This is a genomic window from Vibrio sp. CyArs1, assembly GCF_022432925.1.
Classification (GTDB): domain Bacteria; phylum Pseudomonadota; class Gammaproteobacteria; order Enterobacterales; family Vibrionaceae; genus Vibrio; species Vibrio mediterranei.
Genome location: NZ_JAKRBO010000009.1, coordinates 171985 through 189651, shown reverse-complemented (window position 1 = coordinate 189651; position 17667 = coordinate 171985). Strand labels below are relative to the sequence as shown.

Annotated in this window: 14 protein-coding genes; 12 read left to right on the top strand and 2 right to left on the bottom strand. The window is 46.2% G+C overall.

Going from position 1 to position 17667, the window contains the following annotated elements:
* The 9 genes from MMA19_RS22230 to rpoC form a co-directional block, all read left to right on the top strand.
* On the top strand, positions 1–399 hold a 399-nt coding region (locus tag MMA19_RS22230), incomplete at its 5' end, for an elongation factor Tu (protein WP_240207263.1).
* Positions 400–699: 300 nt separating this feature from the next.
* The gene (secE, locus tag MMA19_RS22225; protein WP_031496664.1) at positions 700–1077 is read left to right on the top strand and encodes a preprotein translocase subunit SecE; all 378 of its coding nucleotides are present in this window, start codon (positions 700–702) and stop codon (positions 1075–1077) included.
* Positions 1078–1090: 13 nt separating this feature from the next.
* Positions 1091–1639, top strand: coding sequence for a transcription termination/antitermination protein NusG (gene nusG, locus MMA19_RS22220; protein ID WP_031496663.1), 549 nt, complete (start codon positions 1091–1093; stop codon positions 1637–1639).
* A gap of 165 nt (positions 1640–1804) precedes the next feature.
* Complete coding sequence (gene rplK / locus MMA19_RS22215) at positions 1805–2233, top strand: 50S ribosomal protein L11 (RefSeq protein WP_008078231.1); 429 nt, start codon at positions 1805–1807, stop codon at positions 2231–2233.
* 4 nt (positions 2234–2237) lie between these two features.
* Positions 2238–2939, top strand: coding sequence for a 50S ribosomal protein L1 (gene rplA, locus MMA19_RS22210; RefSeq protein ID WP_031496662.1), 702 nt, complete (start codon positions 2238–2240; stop codon positions 2937–2939).
* Positions 2940–3198: 259 nt separating this feature from the next.
* The gene (rplJ, locus tag MMA19_RS22205; protein ID WP_038231063.1) at positions 3199–3693 is read left to right on the top strand and encodes a 50S ribosomal protein L10; all 495 of its coding nucleotides are present in this window, start codon (positions 3199–3201) and stop codon (positions 3691–3693) included.
* A gap of 59 nt (positions 3694–3752) precedes the next feature.
* Positions 3753–4121: a 50S ribosomal protein L7/L12 gene (rplL, locus tag MMA19_RS22200; RefSeq protein WP_031493851.1), complete on the top strand. Its 369-nt coding sequence runs from the start codon at positions 3753–3755 to the stop codon at positions 4119–4121.
* Between the two features lie 249 nt (positions 4122–4370).
* Positions 4371–8396 carry a DNA-directed RNA polymerase subunit beta gene (rpoB, locus tag MMA19_RS22195; RefSeq protein WP_006071304.1) on the top strand — a complete coding sequence of 1342 codons (4026 nt, stop codon included), beginning with the start codon at positions 4371–4373 and terminating at the stop codon, positions 8394–8396.
* An 87-nt stretch (positions 8397–8483) separates the two neighbouring features.
* Positions 8484–12686: a DNA-directed RNA polymerase subunit beta' gene (rpoC, locus tag MMA19_RS22190; protein WP_006071303.1), complete on the top strand. Its 4203-nt coding sequence runs from the start codon at positions 8484–8486 to the stop codon at positions 12684–12686.
* 248 nt (positions 12687–12934) lie between these two features.
* Here rpoC and MMA19_RS22185 read toward each other — a convergent pair whose 3' ends face one another.
* A complete protein-coding gene (locus tag MMA19_RS22185; RefSeq protein ID WP_031493852.1) occupies positions 12935–13423 on the bottom strand; it encodes an Rsd/AlgQ family anti-sigma factor in 489 nt (162 codons plus the stop codon).
* A 164-nt stretch (positions 13424–13587) separates the two neighbouring features.
* Between MMA19_RS22185 and nudC the strand changes: the two genes are divergently transcribed.
* The 3 genes from nudC (at position 13588) to MMA19_RS22170 (ending at position 16370) form a co-directional block, all read left to right on the top strand.
* Complete coding sequence (gene nudC, locus MMA19_RS22180; protein ID WP_240207271.1) at positions 13588–14361, top strand: NAD(+) diphosphatase; 774 nt, start codon at positions 13588–13590, stop codon at positions 14359–14361.
* Positions 14362–14670: 309 nt separating this feature from the next.
* Positions 14671–15738: a uroporphyrinogen decarboxylase gene (hemE, locus tag MMA19_RS22175; protein WP_006071299.1), complete on the top strand. Its 1068-nt coding sequence runs from the start codon at positions 14671–14673 to the stop codon at positions 15736–15738.
* 101 nt (positions 15739–15839) lie between these two features.
* Positions 15840–16370, top strand: coding sequence for a DUF4136 domain-containing protein (locus tag MMA19_RS22170; RefSeq protein ID WP_240207262.1), 531 nt, complete (start codon positions 15840–15842; stop codon positions 16368–16370).
* Between the two features lie 335 nt (positions 16371–16705).
* Here the strand turns inward: MMA19_RS22170 and MMA19_RS22165 are convergent, their stop codons facing one another.
* Positions 16706–17632 (bottom strand): D-2-hydroxyacid dehydrogenase, encoded by a 927-nt coding sequence (locus tag MMA19_RS22165; protein ID WP_240207261.1) that lies wholly within the window; start codon positions 17630–17632, stop codon positions 16706–16708.
* Positions 17633–17667: the final 35 nt, after the last annotated feature.

Below are 17667 nucleotides of genomic sequence, written 5' to 3'. Positions count from 1 at the left end.
CGTAAGCTTCTTGACGAAGGTCGTGCTGGTGAGAACGTTGGTGCACTTCTACGTGGTACTAAGCGTGACGAAGTTGAACGTGGTCAAGTTCTTGCAGCTCCTGGCTCAATCAACCCACACACTAAGTTCGAGTCAGAAGTATACGTACTTTCTAAAGACGAAGGCGGCCGTCATACTCCGTTCTTCAAAGGTTACCGTCCACAGTTCTACTTCCGTACAACTGACGTAACTGGTGACATCTCTCTACCAGAAGGCGTAGAAATGGTAATGCCAGGTGACAACATCCAAATGCAAGTTGAGCTAATCGCTCCAATCGCAATGGACGAAGGTCTACGTTTCGCTATCCGTGAAGGTGGCCGTACAGTAGGTGCTGGTGTTGTTGCTAAGATCTTCGACTAATTCTTCGAATTGTCGCAAGCTCTGGGAAAATCTTTGAATAAGATTTGACTAAGCAATGCTAAAAAGGGCATCATTTGATGCCCTTTTTCTGCGCTACTATATATAGAGGCGCAAAATTCATTCAGTGACTGCTCATTGTATGAATTTAGAAAGGATTTTAAGGGTTGAGTTGGAAAGTAATTTCTACCTGAGCCTTTGGCTAAAATGTTGGTTTGACTCAAATTTAATCAACATTAAAGGAATAAGCCCTGCAGCAGCGGGGTTGTTGTCGTCTAGTTAGACTTGTCACAGGTTGGTTTTATGAAAGCAAACGCTGAAACTCCTGATAGCTCAAATGCAGCAGATGTAATGAAGTGGATTGTCGCTTTTGCTCTGCTAGCCGCCGCTGTTGTGGGTAATTACCTGTATGGAGAACTTTCTGTAGTTCTTCGCGCTGCAGGTGTAGTTGTATTGATTGCTGCGGCACTTGGTGTAGCAGCTACAACAACAAAAGGTAAGGCAGCGATCACGTTCGCACGTGAAGCTCGCGTAGAAGTTCGCAAAGTAGTTTGGCCTACACGCCAAGAAACAATGCAAACTACGCTGATTGTCCTTGCAGTAAGTATTGTAATGGCGCTTGCGTTATGGGGTATCGACGGCATTATGGTTCGTCTTGTTGCATTCATAACCGGGTTATAGAGGGTGTTAATTCATGAGTGAAGCTCCGAAAAAACGCTGGTACGTAGTTCAAGCCTTTTCTGGTTTTGAAGGACGTGTGGCTCAGTCTCTTCGCGAACATATTAAAATGCACGCAATGGAAGAGTACTTTGGCGAAGTGCTAGTACCGACTGAAGAAGTTGTGGAAATGCGCGCAGGCCAACGCCGTAAAAGCGAGCGTAAGTTCTTCCCAGGCTACGTTCTTGTTCAGATGATCATGAACGATGAGTCTTGGCACTTAGTACGCAGTGTGCCACGTGTCATGGGCTTCATTGGTGGTACCTCTGACCGTCCTGCACCTATCACTGATAAAGAAGCTGACGCTATCCTAAATCGTCTAGAGAAGGCTAGTGAAGCTCCTCGTCCAAGAACAATGTTCGAAGCGGGTGAAGTGGTACGTGTCAATGAAGGTCCATTTGCTGACTTCAACGGTACTGTTGAAGAAGTGGATTACGATAAGAGCCGCGTAAAAGTGTCTGTATCGATCTTTGGTCGTGCAACACCAGTTGAGCTTGAATTCGGTCAAGTGGATAAGCTTGACTAATACTCGATTTTAAAGAGTATAAAAAATCACCTTTTTAGGGTTGAATAGGGCGCGAATTATGCTTATAATTTCGCGCCTTTTTACAGCACTGACTGTAGAAAGTTTTATCAAAACACGGGGAGCTTTCCACTCGGATGGCGTTTGAACCCAAAATTAGGAAATATCATGGCTAAGAAAGTTGAAGCTTATATCAAACTGCAAGTTGCAGCTGGTATGGCAAACCCAAGTCCACCGGTTGGTCCTGCTCTAGGTCAACACGGTGTGAACATCATGGAATTCTGTAAAGCGTTCAACGCAAAAACAGAATCTATTGAGAAAGGTCTACCGACTCCAGTAGTTATCACTGTTTACAACGACCGTTCTTTCACGTTCGTAACTAAGACTCCACCTGCTGCTGTTCTTCTTAAGAAAGCTGCTGGCGTTAAGTCTGGTTCAGGTCGTCCTAACACTGAAAAAGTGGGTACAGTGACTGACGCTCAAATCCAAGAAATCGCAGAAACTAAAGCTGCTGATATGACTGGTGCTGACATTGAAGCGATGAAGCGTTCTATTGCGGGTACTGCTCGTTCAATGGGCCTAGTGGTAGAGGGTTAAGATCATGGCAAAACTTACTAAGCGTATGCGCGTTATCCGCGAAAAAGTTGAAGTAACTAAAGAATACGAAATCAACGAAGCTGTAGCTCTTCTTAAAGAACTAGCAACTGCTAAATTCGTTGAGTCTGTAGACGTTGCTGTTAACCTAGGCATCGATGCTCGTAAATCTGACCAGAACGTACGTGGTGCAACTGTACTACCTCACGGTACTGGCCGCGAAATCCGCGTTGCAGTGTTCACTCAAGGTGCAAACGCTGAAGCAGCTAAAGAAGCTGGCGCAGACATCGTTGGTATGGAAGATCTTGCTGAGCAAGTTAAGAAAGGCGAAATGAACTTCGACGTAGTTGTTGCTTCTCCAGATGCAATGCGTGTTGTTGGTCAACTAGGTACTATCCTAGGTCCTCGCGGTCTTATGCCAAACCCTAAAGTTGGTACTGTAACTCCTAACGTTGCTGAAGCTGTTAAGAACGCTAAAGCTGGTCAGGTACGTTACCGTAACGACAAAAACGGCATCATTCACACTACTATCGGTAAAGTGAATTTCGAAGCGAACCAACTACAAGAGAACCTAGAAGCTCTACTAGTTGCGCTTAAGAAAGCGAAGCCGTCTTCAGCGAAAGGTACTTTCCTGAAGAAAGTAAGCATCTCTACTACTATGGGTGCTGGTGTTTCTGTAGATCAATCTACACTAAACACTCAAGCTTAATTGCTTGCATAGGCGCAGAAATTATGTATAATTTTGCGCCTATCAAATTTGTGGTTGGGGCTGAAACTCCTTAGGGAATTTAGCCTCCGTCCAAGACCGTAGGCGTTCTGAAAAGAACTTAATCATACCTACGTAGATGGTGCCAGACTGAAAGGAAGTTGAACTTAACGTTTATCTTTCTTCTGGAAAAAGCACCGTATGAACTCCCAAAATCGTGAAGATTTCGGGTGGTGTAAAAACAACCAGGAGTAAATCCAAGATGGCTTTAAACCTTCAAGACAAAAAAGCAATTGTTGCTGAAGTCAACGAAGCAGCCAGTGGTGCACTTTCTGCAGTTGTAGCTGACTCTCGTGGCGTTGAAGTAGGCGCGATGACTTCTCTACGTAAACAAGCGCGTGAAGCGGGTGTTTACATGAGAGTTGTTCGTAACACTCTAGCACGCCGTGCAGTAGAAGGTACTGAGTATGAGTGTCTAACTGACACTTTCACTGGTCCAACTCTACTTGCATTCTCTAACGAGCACCCAGGTGCTGCAGCGCGTCTTTTCAAAGACTTCGCTAAAGAGAACAAAGAATTCGAGATCAAAGCTGCTGCATTTGAAGGCGCGGTTACTGATGCTGAAGTACTAGCGACACTACCAACTTACGACGAAGCAATTGCACGCCTAATGATGTGCATGAAAGAAGCTTCTGCAGGCAAGCTGGTACGTACTATCGCTGCACTACGCGACCAGAAGCAAGAAGAAGCTGCTTAATCAGCTTGCTTTTTACTGGTTGCAAAATAAACTTATTGTTGACTTAAAAGAGAATTGTTATGTCTATTACTAACGAGCAAATCCTAGACGCAGTTGCAGAAATGTCTGTAATGCAAGTTGTTGAGCTTATCGAAGCTATGGAAGAGAAATTCGGCGTATCTGCTGCAGCTGCTGTTGTAGCTGGCGGTGCTGCTGGTGGCGAAGCTGCTGCTGAGCAAACTGAATTCGACGTAATCCTAACTGCTGCTGGCGGTAACAAAGTTGCTGTTATCAAAGCGGTACGTGGCGCAACAGGTCTAGGCCTTAAAGAAGCTAAAGGTCTTGTAGACTCAGCTCCAGCACCTCTAAAAGAAGGCGTTGACAAAGCTGAAGCTGAAGCTCTTAAAGCTCAGCTAGAAGAAGCTGGTGCTTCTGTTGAAGTTAAGTAATTATTACTTAATTTCTTAGCCTAACAGGCTAATGGCTGGTGGTTTATTGACCACCGGCCTTTTTGCGCTGTAGGGCGTAGATGAATTTTCCTGCTGTTTAAGCATCTACGCACCATGCAAAAAACGTTGCTCGACGCTTGAGTTAACGTCACTACAGTAAACAGTTGTTAGTCACTGCCCCATACTCCACCTTAAGTAACTAGGATGGACGGGCAGTTTGGGTCACTTATCAGCGAGCTGAGGAACCCCATGGTTTACTCTTATACCGAGAAAAAGCGCATCCGTAAGGACTTTGGTACTCGTCCACAAGTTTTGGACATTCCATACCTGCTATCGATCCAGCTCGATTCGTTCGACAAATTTATCGAACAGGATCCTGAAGGACAATATGGACTTGAAGCTGCTTTTCGTTCTGTATTTCCGATTCAGAGCTATAACGGCAATTCTGAGCTGCAATACGTTAGCTACCGTCTTGGTGAGCCAGTATTTGACGTTAAAGAATGTCAAATTCGTGGCGTTACCTATTCAAAACCACTACGCGTAAAACTGCGCCTAGTTATCTTTGATAGAGACGCACCGGCAGGTACTGTAAAAGACATTAAAGAACAAGAAGTCTACATGGGCGAAATTCCGCTTATGACTGACAATGGTACCTTCGTTATCAATGGTACCGAGAGGGTTATCGTATCCCAGCTGCACCGAAGCCCAGGCGTGTTCTTCGACAGCGATAAGGGTAAGACTCACTCTTCAGGTAAAGTTCTTTATAACGCACGTGTTATTCCTTACCGTGGTTCATGGCTCGACTTCGAGTTTGACCCGAAAGATAACCTATACGTACGTATTGACCGTCGTCGTAAACTACCAGCATCGATCATTCTTCGTGCACTAGGTAAGACGTCGGAAGAAATCCTCGATATCTTCTTCGAAAAAGTAAACTTCGAAGTGAAAGACCAAACTCTACTTATGGAGTTGGTACCTGAGCGTCTACGTGGTGAGACTGCTTCATTCGATATCGAAGCCAATGGCAAGACTTATGTTGAGACTGGTCGTCGTGTTACTGCTCGTCACATCCGTCAACTTGAAAAAGATGGCGTTGAGTTCATTGAAGTACCTGTCGAGTACATCGTAGGTAAAGTAGCTTCTAAAGACTACATCAATGAAGCGACAGGTGAGATCATCGTTGGTGCAAACCAAGAGATCAGCCTAGAAGCATTAGCGAACCTATCTCAGGCAGGCGTTAAGAAACTAGAAGTTCTATTTACGAACGATCTAGACCACGGTCCGTTCATGTCTGACACACTACGTGTCGACAGCACGGTAGACCGCATCTCTGCGTTGGTAGAAATCTACCGCATGATGCGCCCTGGTGAGCCGCCAACAAAAGAAGCTGCAGAAGCACTATTCGAAAGCCTATTCTTCTCTGAAGAGCGTTATGATCTATCGACTGTTGGTCGTATGAAGTTTAACAGCTCTATCGGTCGTGAAGATGGCCTAGAGCAGGGTACGCTTGATGAGCAAGACATCATCGAAGTGATGAAGAAGCTTATCGCGATCCGTAACGGTATTGGTGAAGTTGATGATATCGACCACCTAGGTAACCGTCGTATCCGTTCTGTAGGTGAAATGGCTGAGAACCAATTCCGTGTTGGTCTTGTACGTGTTGAACGTGCAGTAAAAGAGCGTTTGAGTCTAGGTGACCTTGATGCAATCATGCCTCAAGACCTAATCAACGCTAAGCCTATTTCTGCGGCAGTTAAAGAATTCTTCGGTTCTTCACAGCTTTCTCAGTTTATGGACCAAAACAACCCGCTTTCAGAAGTAACGCACAAGCGTCGTATTTCTGCATTGGGTCCTGGTGGTCTTACTCGTGAGCGTGCTGGCTTCGAAGTACGTGACGTACACGTAACTCACTACGGTCGTCTATGTCCTATCGAAACACCTGAAGGTCCGAACATCGGTCTAATTAACTCTCTATCTGCGTTTGCGCGTTGTAACGAGTACGGCTTCCTAGAGACGCCATACCGTCGCGTTGTAGATGGTGTAGTAACTGACGAAGTTGATTACCTATCAGCAATCGAAGAGGGCCAATTCGTTATCGCACAGGCTAACGCTGCGCTAACTGAAGAAGGTACTTTTGCTGACGAGCTAATCACTGCACGTCAAAAAGGTGAATCTGGTCTTCACCCACGCGACCATGTTAACTACATGGACGTTGCGACAAACCAAGTAGTATCTATCGCTGCATCGCTTATCCCGTTCCTAGAACACGATGATGCGAACCGTGCATTGATGGGTGCGAACATGCAACGTCAGGCTGTTCCAACGCTTAAGGCTGACAAGCCTCTAGTTGGTACTGGTATCGAGCGCAATGTAGCGGTTGACTCTGGTGTTACAGCAGTAGCTAAACGTGGCGGTACAGTTCAGTCTGTAGATGCTTCTCGTATCGTTATCAAAGTTAACGAAGACGAGCTGATCCCTGGCGAAGCAGGTATCGACATTTACAACCTAACTAAGTACACGCGTTCTAACCAGAACACTTGTATTAACCAGCGCCCAACTGTACTACCTGGTGAACCAGTAGCACGTGGTGACGTTCTTGCTGATGGTCCTTCAACAGACCTTGGTGAACTAGCGCTTGGTCAAAACATGCGTATCGCGTTCATGCCTTGGAACGGTTACAACTTCGAAGACTCGATCTTAGTATCTGAGCGCGTAGTTCAAGAAGACCGCTTCACGACTATCCACATTCAAGAGCTTTCTTGTGTGGCACGTGATACTAAGCTGGGTTCTGAAGAGATCACAGCGGATATTCCAAACGTAGGTGAGTCTGCTCTGTCTAAACTAGACGAGTCAGGTATCGTTTACATCGGTGCTGAAGTTAAGGGTGGCGACATCCTAGTTGGTAAAGTAACGCCTAAAGGTGAAACTCAGCTAACTCCTGAAGAGAAGCTACTACGCGCGATCTTCGGTGAAAAAGCATCTGACGTTAAAGATACTTCACTACGTGTACCTAACTCTGTTTCAGGTACCATCATTGACGTTCAAGTCTTCACTCGCGATGGCGTAGAGAAAGACAAGCGTGCTCTAGAAATCGAGCAAATGCAGCTGAAAGAAGCGAAGAAAGACCTAACTGAAGAATTCCAGATTCTTGAGGGTGGCCTTCTAAACCGTGTGAAAGCTGTATTACTTCAAGGTGGTTACTCTGACGCTAAACTAGATACTATCGATCGTAAGAAGTGGCTAGAACTAACGCTAGAAGACGATGCATTGCAATCTCAGCTTGAGCAACTTGCAGAGCAGTACGACGAGCTACGTGCAGACTTTGATAAGAAGTTTGAAACTAAGCGTCGTAAGATCACTCAAGGTGATGACCTAGCGCCTGGCGTTCTTAAGATTGTTAAAGTTTACCTAGCGGTTAAACGTCGTATCCAGCCTGGTGATAAGATGGCGGGTCGTCACGGTAACAAGGGTGTTATCTCTAAGATCAACCCTGTTGAAGACATGCCTTACGATGAGAAGGGTCAACCTGTCGACATCGTACTTAACCCACTGGGTGTACCTTCGCGTATGAACATCGGTCAGATCCTTGAGGTTCACTTAGGTCTGGCAGCGAAAGGTATCGGTGACAAGATCAACCAGATGGTTAAAGAGCAGCAAGAGCTAGCGAAATTCCGCGAATTCCTGCAGAAGGTTTACGATCTAGGTGGTACTCGTCAGAACGTTGATATTGCATCTCTGTCTGATGACGAAGTACGTACTCTGGTTAAGAACCTACGTGGCGGTCTACCGATTGCTACACCTGTCTTTGACGGTGCGTCTGAGAAGTCTATTAAAGAACTTCTAAAACTGGGTGATCTACCAGAATCTGGTCAGCTAACTCTGTTTGACGGTCGTACTGGTGATGCGTTTGAGCGTCCTGTAACTGTAGGTTACATGTACATGCTGAAACTGAACCACCTTGTTGATGACAAGATGCACGCTCGTTCAACTGGTTCGTACAGCCTAGTAACTCAGCAACCACTTGGTGGTAAAGCTCAGTTCGGTGGTCAGCGTTTCGGTGAGATGGAAGTATGGGCACTAGAAGCATACGGTGCAGCATATACGCTTCAAGAAATGCTAACGGTTAAGTCTGATGACGTTAACGGCCGTACGAAGATGTATAAGAACATCGTCGATGGTAACCACAGCATGGAACCTGGCATGCCAGAATCGTTCAACGTACTGTTGAAAGAGATCCGCTCGCTAGGTATCAACATCGAGCTAGAAGACGAATAATCCATCAGGATTATCTGGTAGAAAAGGGGCTCGCGCAGGTTTGCTGACCAAGCGAGCACCTTTTTAAACTCCTTACAGGAGCTGATTGTGAAAGACTTATTAAACTTTCTAAAAGCACAGCATAAGACCGAAGAATTTGATGCAATCAAAATCGGTCTATCTTCACCAGACATGATTCGTTCATGGTCTTTTGGTGAAGTTAAAAAACCTGAGACGATCAACTATCGTACGTTCAAACCTGAGCGCGATGGTCTGTTCTGTGCGCGTATTTTTGGTCCAGTTAAAGACTACGAATGTCTTTGTGGCAAATACAAGCGTCTGAAACACCGTGGTGTTATCTGTGAGAAGTGTGGCGTTGAAGTAACGCAAACTAAAGTTCGTCGTGACCGTATGGGCCACATCGAGCTTGCGTCTCCTGTCGCTCACATCTGGTTCCTAAAATCGCTACCATCTCGTATCGGTTTGCTAATGGACATCCCGCTACGTGATATCGAGCGTGTTCTTTACTTCGAAATGTACGTAGTAACTGAACCAGGTATGACGGATCTAGAAAAAGGTCAGATGCTAACTGAAGAAGAGTATCTTGATCGTCTAGAAGAATGGGGTGACGAATTCACTGCTAAGATGGGTGCAGAAGCGATCAAAGATCTGCTTGCCACTATGGACATGCACGCTGAAGCAGAGATGATGCGCGAAGAACTTGAGTCTACTAACTCAGAAACTAAGCGTAAGAAGATCACTAAGCGTCTGAAGCTAGTTGAAGCGTTCATTGCATCAGGTAACAACCCTGAGTGGATGATCCTAACTGTGCTTCCGGTTCTTCCGCCAGATCTACGTCCTCTAGTACCACTAGATGGCGGTCGTTTTGCAACGTCTGATCTGAACGATCTATACCGTCGTGTAATCAACCGTAACAACCGTTTGAAGCGTCTTCTAGAGCTAGCGGCTCCAGACATCATCGTACGTAACGAAAAGCGTATGCTGCAAGAGTCTGTTGATGCCCTCCTAGATAACGGTCGTCGCGGTCGTGCAATTACAGGTTCGAACAAGCGTCCTCTGAAATCTCTTGCTGATATGATCAAGGGTAAACAAGGTCGTTTCCGTCAGAACCTACTTGGTAAGCGTGTAGACTACTCTGGCCGTTCTGTAATCACAGTAGGTCCATACCTTCGTCTGCACCAGTGTGGTCTTCCTAAGAAGATGGCACTAGAGCTATTTAAACCATTTATCTACAGCAAGCTAGAGACTCGTGGCATGGCGACGACAATCAAAGCAGCTAAGAAGATGGTAGAGCGCGAAGAAGCGATCGTTTGGGATATCCTAGACGAAGTAATCCGTGAGCACCCAGTACTATTGAACCGTGCACCAACACTTCACCGTCTTGGTATCCAGGCGTTCGAACCAGTACTAATCGAAGGTAAAGCGATTCAGCTACACCCACTAGTGTGTGCGGCGTATAACGCGGACTTCGATGGTGACCAAATGGCGGTTCACGTGCCTCTAACTCTAGAAGCACAGCTTGAAGCTCGTACACTGATGATGTCGACAAACAACATTCTGTCGCCAGCGTCAGGTGATCCGATCATCGTACCTTCTCAGGACGTTGTATTGGGTCTTTACTACATGACTCGTGAAAAGATCAACGTGAAAGGTGAAGGTATGTACCTTGCTGGCCCTGAAGAGGCTGAGAAGGCATACCGTACTAAGAGCGCAGAGCTACACGCTCGCGTTAAAGTACGTATCACTGAAACGGTAGTGGACGAAGATGGCAACAGCACAACAGAAACGAAGATGGTCGATACGACTATCGGTCGTGCAATGCTGTGGCAAATCGTTCCTGCAGGTCTTCCATACAGCTTGGTAAACCAAAAGCTAGGTAAGAAGCAAATCTCTAACCTACTTAACGAGGCTTACCGTAAGCTGGGTCTGAAAGATACAGTAATCTTTGCTGACCAAGTGATGTACGCAGGTTTTGCATACGCTGCACTATCTGGTGTATCAGTTGGTATCGATGACATGGTTGTACCTCAAGCGAAGTACGACGAAATCGAATCAGCGGAAGAAGAAGTTCGCGAAATTCAAGAACAGTTCCAATCTGGTCTTGTAACTGCGGGTGAGCGCTACAACAAAGTGATCGATATTTGGGCATCGACCAACGATCGCGTAGCGAAAGCGATGATGGACAACCTTTCATCTGAAACGGTAATTAACCGTGAAGGTGCGGAAGAGCAACAAGAGTCATTCAACAGCATCTATATGATGGCTGACTCGGGCGCTCGTGGTTCTGCAGCTCAGATTCGTCAGCTAGCTGGTATGCGTGGTCTGATGGCTCGTCCAGATGGCTCAATCATCGAAACACCGATCACTGCGAACTTTAAAGAAGGTCTAAACGTACTTCAGTACTTTATCTCAACGCACGGTGCTCGTAAGGGTCTTGCGGATACGGCACTGAAGACAGCGAACTCGGGTTACCTAACTCGTCGTCTAGTAGACGTTGCTCAGGACGTAGTTGTTCACGAGCACGACTGTGGTACGCACGAAGGTATCGATATGATGCCTCATATCGAAGGTGGTGACGTTAAAGTTGCACTTTCTGAGCTAGCGCTTGGTCGTGTAGTTGCTGAAGACGTTCTTAAGCCAGGTACTGAAGATGTTCTGATTCCACGTAACACTCTAATTGATGAGAAGTGGTGTCAGATCATGGAAGATAACTCTGTAGATAGCATGAAAGTGCGCTCAGTAGTTACCTGTGATGCAGACTTCGGTTGTTGTGCACAGTGTTACGGTCGTGACCTAGCACGTGGTCACCTAGTGAACCAAGGTGAAGCAGTGGGCGTTATCGCTGCTCAGTCTATCGGTGAACCGGGTACACAGCTTACGATGCGTACGTTCCACATCGGTGGTGCGGCATCTACTGCAGCAGCAGAGAACAGCATCCAGGCGAAAAACACAGGTTCTGTGAAGCTTCACAACGCTAAGTTTGTTATCAACAAAGATAAGAAACTGGTTATCACCTCTCGTGCGTCAGAAATGACGATTATCGATGAGTTTGGCCGTACTAAAGAGAAGCACAAACTTCCTTACGGTTCATTGCTAACTAAAGGTGATGGCGATGCAGTTCAAGCTGGTGAAACAGTAGCGAACTGGGAAGCGCACACGCTGCCAATCATTACTGAAGTAGCGGGTCGTATCCAATTCGTAGACATGATCGATGGCGTAACTGTTTCTCGTCAAACAGATGACCTAACAGGTCTATCTTCAAGCGAAGTAACAGAAGCAGCCGCTCGCCCAGCAGCAGGTAAAGATATGCGTCCAGCTATCAAACTTGTTGATGAGCATGGTAAAGACGTAATGATCGCAGGCACAGAAATGCCAGCACTTTACTTCCTACCAGGTAAAGCGATTGTGAACATCGAAGATGGCGCAGAAGTAGGTGTGGGTGACACGTTAGCACGTATCCCACAAAAATCTGGCGGTAACAAAGATATCACCGGTGGTCTACCTCGCGTTGCGGACCTATTCGAAGCTCGTAAACCAAAAGAGCCAGCAATTCTTGCTGAGCACTCTGGTACCGTTTCATTCGGTAAAGAGACGAAAGGTAAGCGTCGTCTAATCATCACTCGTGATGGTGGCGATAACTACGAAGAGATGATTCCTAAGCATCGTCAGTTAAACGTGTTCGAAGGTGAGCGCGTTGAGCGTGGTGACGTAATCGCTGATGGTCCAGAAACTCCGCATGACATTCTACGTCTGCGTGGTATTCACGCTGTGACTCAATACATCGCGAACGAAGTTCAAGAAGTATACCGTCTACAGGGTGTAAAGATTAACGATAAGCACATCGAGACTATCGTTCGTCAAATGCTACGTAAGTGTACAATCACGCATGCAGGTGACTCTGAGTTCCTACCAGGCGAGCAGGTTGAATACTCAAGCGTTAAGATCGCAAACCGTCAGCTAGAAGCTGAAGGCAAAGAACTTGTACGTTTTGAGCGTGACCTACTAGGTATCACTAAGGCATCTCTAGCAACAGAATCGTTCATCTCTGCGGCATCGTTCCAAGAAACGACGCGCGTACTAACAGAGGCAGCGGTATCTGGTAAGCGTGATGATCTACGTGGTCTGAAAGAGAACGTTATCGTGGGTCGTCTGATCCCAGCTGGTACTGGTTTTGCGTATCACCAAGACCGTCAAGCTAAGCGTGACGAAGCTCAGGAAGGTCCATCAGCTGAACAAGCGACGGATAACCTAGCTGCGCTACTAAACGCAGGTTTCTCTTCTGACGAGTAATCGTAGAAAGAAATGACAAAAGGCGCCGAAAGGCGCCTTTTTTGTATCTGAATTTTCGCTCTATTGCCATTTCTGTGCAGATGGGAATCTAGCTGAGACTTGGTATTAGTGGTGAGTAGACCCCTGCCTTCGCAAGGGTAATGAAAGTCTAGGATGACGATAATATAGAAGGTGAAGACGCAACAGAACAGACCCACCTTGCGGGCCTGTCAAAGCTATAAGCCTACTGCTGCTTACAACAGCGTCCTCTATGCCCCTGGCGGAATCGCTAAACTATCAGCAATCAGTTGGATCAGCTTATCTTCTACCGCAAAGCGTAACTCTAAGATCTCCCCAACTTTTGACATGTCCTGTTCGAAACTAGGCATCTCATCATCCACTTTCTTGTACTTATCGTTGAATTCAAGCAGTGGGTCAGTGGTCAGGACAATCTTGGCGTAAGCGGCATCAATCTCATCGTTGGTCTTGAAGCCAGTCGCTTTCCACTTATCCATAACCATATCGTAGATCTTAAAATGACCTTCAGAGATATAGTCGACAAGATGGTCGCAAAAGGAACCGATGTCTTTAGGAGAAGGCAGCTCGACGACGTTGGATTGAGCTTGAGAAGGTTGTAGAGAACCAAGCTTACAGTATTCGACGATAAGCGCTTGGCGAGTTTCTAGCCAGTGGTCGATGACTTCGCTGGAGCCACCCCATTGTTCTTGTACTTGTTTGAATTTATTTAACATGACCATGTCCTCATGATCGGGACCGCAAAAGGCAGTCTCTAGCTTTGTAATGACAAAGAGTTACTGAGAAGTCGTTTCTCATGGTACCAGAATTAGAATTTCGTTTTTCTAGCTGGTATGAATTTAGATTGCCAGTAAAATGGTCGAACTGCAAGCAATGAGGATTCATGATGTTAAAAAAAAGTGAAAACCACATTCATCAAGCTTATTGGTGTGTGGTGTCAGGGAACGAACTATGGCTTGTAGACGGTGAGGTGCCGCAAGGTTCGGCGGAGCAATTTCAACTCCCAGCGGCGCAGGCTATTCAGGTTGGAGAGTTTGAAGGTACACCAGTAATGTGGCTCAATGATGCAGACCTAGACGGTGAGCGACCACTTACTTCTTTACGTGAGTTACTGCATTTACCAGAGGCGCTTTTCTACCAGTTATCCAAAGCTATCCAATATGGCTACATGAGTCAGTCGATGCGATTTTGCCCTCAATGTGGTGGACGAAATCATCTCAATCACAATCAACTGGCTATGCAATGCCAAGATTGCCGAACGCTACATTATCCACGAATTTTCCCATGCATTATTGTGGCGGTCCGCAAAGGGTCGCAGATTCTATTAGCTCAGCATAATCGCCATGCAGGCGGCATGTATACCGTGATTGCTGGGTTTTTAGAAGTGGGCGAAACCCTAGAAACATGTGTCGCACGCGAAGTGGAAGAGGAAACGGGCATTAAGGTGGGGAGCATTCGCTATTTCGGCAGCCAACCTTGGGCGTTTCCATCAAGCATGATGATGGCGTTTTTGGCTGATTATGAGAGTGGTGAAATTAAACCTGACTTCTCCGAGCTGAAAGATGCGCAGTGGTTTGAAACCAATGCACTGCCTCTAGTGGCACCAGAAGGGACCATTGCCCGAGCATTGATCAATGCCACGGCAGAGCAAGTTAAGTAGGATAAAAAAAACCCTCCGCAAGCGGAGGGGGTAAGTAAGATGTCGTTATGAGATGCTGAGTGTGATACTCAGTTGTATTATTGTAATTTTCGCTAGCAAACAAACTTTTAACATTCCTATTAATGGGTTGCAAATTCGCTATTAGATTGGTCATTAATAATATGATCTGGCTTGCAAAGTGACTCTTTTTTGAGCGTTCAAGCATAAGACCGGATAGCCCTCAAATTTTGGTAAAAGAATTGTTATCTATGGCTGCACACGGTCAACGATTAGCGTTAAACTAACGCCTTTCGAATTGGAGAAAAAAGAATGACGGAATTAAAGAACGATCGCTATCTTCGAGCGTTGTTAAAGCAACCTGTAGATTACACACCAGTATGGATGATGCGCCAAGCAGGACGTTACCTGCCTGAGTATCGCGAAACACGTGCTGTGGCTGGTGACTTTATGTCTTTGTGTAAGAACGCCGAGTTAGCATCTGAAGTGACGCTACAGCCGCTTCGTCGTTTCCCACTCGACGCTGCCATTCTGTTTTCTGACATCCTGACTATTCCAGATGCGATGGGCTTAGGTTTACACTTTGAAGCGGGTGAAGGCCCTAAGTTTGAACGTCCTATTACTTGCAAAGCAGACGTCGACAAAATTGGTTTACCTGATCCAGAAGGCGAGCTGCAATATGTCATGAATGCAGTACGTCAAATTCGTAAAGACTTGAATGGCGATGTACCACTTATCGGTTTCTCTGGCAGTCCTTGGACGCTGGCGACATACATGGTTGAAGGGGGCAGTTCGAAAGCCTTCACTAAGATCAAAAAGATGATGTACGCAGAGCCACAAATTCTGCACGCACTACTGGATAAGTTAGCGGACAGTGTTATTGAGTACCTTAATGCGCAAATTAAAGCGGGTGCCCAATCGGTTATGGTATTTGATACATGGGGCGGTGTATTGACACCTCGTGATTACAACTTGTTCTCACTTCAGTACATGCACAAGATTGTTGATGGTCTTATACGTGAAAACGACGGTCGTCGCGTTCCAGTAACGCTATTTACTAAGAATGGCGGTATGTGGCTTGAACAAATCGCAGCGACAGGCTGTGACGCAGTAGGTCTAGATTGGACGATTAACATCGCGGACGCTAAAGCGCGTATCGGAGACAAAGTGGCACTGCAAGGTAACATGGACCCATCAATGCTTTACGCTCAGCCAGAGCGCATTCGTGAAGAAGTTGCGACCATTCTGGAAGGCTTCGGTGATGGTGGCACTGGTCACGTCTTCAACTTAGGCCATGGTATTCATCTAGATGTGCCACCTGAAAATGCAGGTGTATTTGTTGAAGCGGTGCACGAGTTATCTAAACCGTATCACAAGTAAATCAAGTTAATGTTGTTTTAAAGCCGTCATCTTAAGTCGATGACGGCTTTTTTTCTATTTTTGACTAAGCTAAACAGAGGCACTCGTTAAGAGGACTGACTATGTTTAAAGCGGTCACCCCATTCCTTACTTCGCTGTTCTTTCTCATTGGTTGCGCCTCTGATGTGGCGACGGATTACGACTCAAGTACTAACTTCTCAGCATTCAAAACCTATCAATATCAAGAAAACAGTGCAGATCCTGTTAGCCTTGATGGAGCTCGCATCAAAAAAGCGGTCGATAATGAAATGGCATTACGAGGGCTGACGCTGGTGGATAAAGATGCCGATGTGCTGGTGTATTATGACATCCTAGAAGGTACAGAGTTGTTGGCGGACGGGCCAAGTTTTGGTTTCGGTATCGGGTCAGGTGGATACAACAGTGCTTATGGAGTAGGGGTTAGGACGCCAACTCGAGTGAAAGAGAAGAAGTTCGGTAAACTAAGCGTTGAACTTATTGATGCCAAGTCGAACGATGTGGTGTGGCGCTCGGTGTCACAGCGCCAATTGACGGAAACCATGGAGCCCGCAGATAGAGATGTGTTTGTGCAAGAGCAGGTGCACAAGATGTTCGAAGAATACCCTACGAAATAGTTTATCTGTGTCAGGTGGCTTACTGCATACGTCATTCCACTAGCCGTGCGCCTACGCAGGCAGGAATCTACTAGAGGCTTGGTGCATGCGTTGAGAAGACTCCTGCCTTCGCAGGAGTGACGACTATCTTGAGTGTGATAAACCAACAGCTTGCGTCATTCCACTAGCTGCGAGTGGTGTGACTGTTCTTTAGTATGACTGATTCACAACTCACGTCATTCCAGCGAAGGCTGGAATCTATTTGAGGCTTAGTGCGTGCGTTGAGAGGACTCCTACCTTCGCAGGAGTGACAACTTTTTTGAGAGTTATGCCTGATAACGCTATAGCATCCCCTTTTAATACCCACGCTCAAAATCCACCAAATTCTGCAACTGAAACCCATCACGCCAGCGCAAATAGTTCTCCGCAAAAATCTCGACTACTTGCTCAGGAAAGCTGATGGCAGCAATATGTGGGGTTACGGTGACATTTGGGTTGTGCCAGTAAGGGCACTCTTGAGAAATAGGCTCGTTGATAAATACGTCCAAGAAAGCATGGGCCAAGTGACCTTTATCCAGCGCACTAAGTAGGGCATTACTATCAACGGTTTGGCCTCTACCTACATTGAAGAACAAAGCATGACGACAGGCCGCAAAGAGTTGTTCATTGAACAGTCCATCTGTCGTCGGGGTGTTGGGCAAGGTATTGACGATAATATCCGCTTGCTCCAGCGCTTTTTCTGCTTCATTGATATGAAAAGTTTCTGCAAACGCACTTTGGCGAGGAGGAATGCCGGTGCGATTGACACCGATAGGCACAATACCCAGTACCTTGACGGAATTCGCCAGATGACTACCAATCGCACCCGTACCAAAAATCACCATACGTTTGCCAATCAGCGATTGATAGCTGTGTGGCTGCCAGTCACGTTTTTGCTGCTGTTGTTTATACAGATCGAAATGACGGAAGTAATTGATGGTGTAACCCAGCACATACTCACTGATCTGCTGACCAAAAATGCCTTTTACGTTAGTGAGTTTGTAGTCTTTACGCAGAGATTCGCCAAGTAAGGCATCAATGCCAGCATAGGTAGATTGAACCCACTGTAACTGCTCAGCACTATCGAGTTCGGAAGCAAGCTTTGGCGGCGCTGCCAGTACAATAGTGGCATTACTCAACTCAGAGATAATCTCCAAATCAGGCAGTTGTTTTGCTTCGAGCAGTGGCAGGTAGTGTTCATTGTTGTCCGTCACAAGTGCTAAGCGATGCTTTTGCGTCGTCATTTCTGGCTATTCCCTATCCGTTTGGTTACACTTCC

Excerpts from the sequence above, each read along its gene's own strand:
- secE (WP_031496664.1), top strand. The coding sequence starts at position 700 with ATGAAAGCAAACGCTGAAACTCCTGATAGCTCAAATGCAGCAGATGTA.
- nusG (WP_031496663.1), top strand. The coding sequence starts at position 1,091 with ATGAGTGAAGCTCCGAAAAAACGCTGGTACGTAGTTCAAGCCTTTTCT.
- rplK (WP_008078231.1), top strand. The coding sequence starts at position 1,805 with ATGGCTAAGAAAGTTGAAGCTTATATCAAACTGCAAGTTGCAGCTGGT.
- rplA (WP_031496662.1), top strand. The coding sequence starts at position 2,238 with ATGGCAAAACTTACTAAGCGTATGCGCGTTATCCGCGAAAAAGTTGAA.
- rplJ (WP_038231063.1), top strand. The coding sequence starts at position 3,199 with ATGGCTTTAAACCTTCAAGACAAAAAAGCAATTGTTGCTGAAGTCAAC.
- rplL (WP_031493851.1), top strand. The coding sequence starts at position 3,753 with ATGTCTATTACTAACGAGCAAATCCTAGACGCAGTTGCAGAAATGTCT.
- rpoB (WP_006071304.1), top strand. The coding sequence starts at position 4,371 with ATGGTTTACTCTTATACCGAGAAAAAGCGCATCCGTAAGGACTTTGGT.
- MMA19_RS22185 (WP_031493852.1), bottom strand. The coding sequence starts at position 13,423 with ATGGTCATGTTAAATAAATTCAAACAAGTACAAGAACAATGGGGTGGC.
- nudC (WP_240207271.1), top strand. The coding sequence starts at position 13,588 with ATGTTAAAAAAAAGTGAAAACCACATTCATCAAGCTTATTGGTGTGTG.
- hemE (WP_006071299.1), top strand. The coding sequence starts at position 14,671 with ATGACGGAATTAAAGAACGATCGCTATCTTCGAGCGTTGTTAAAGCAA.
- MMA19_RS22170 (WP_240207262.1), top strand. The coding sequence starts at position 15,840 with ATGTTTAAAGCGGTCACCCCATTCCTTACTTCGCTGTTCTTTCTCATT.
- MMA19_RS22165 (WP_240207261.1), bottom strand. The coding sequence starts at position 17,632 with ATGACGACGCAAAAGCATCGCTTAGCACTTGTGACGGACAACAATGAA.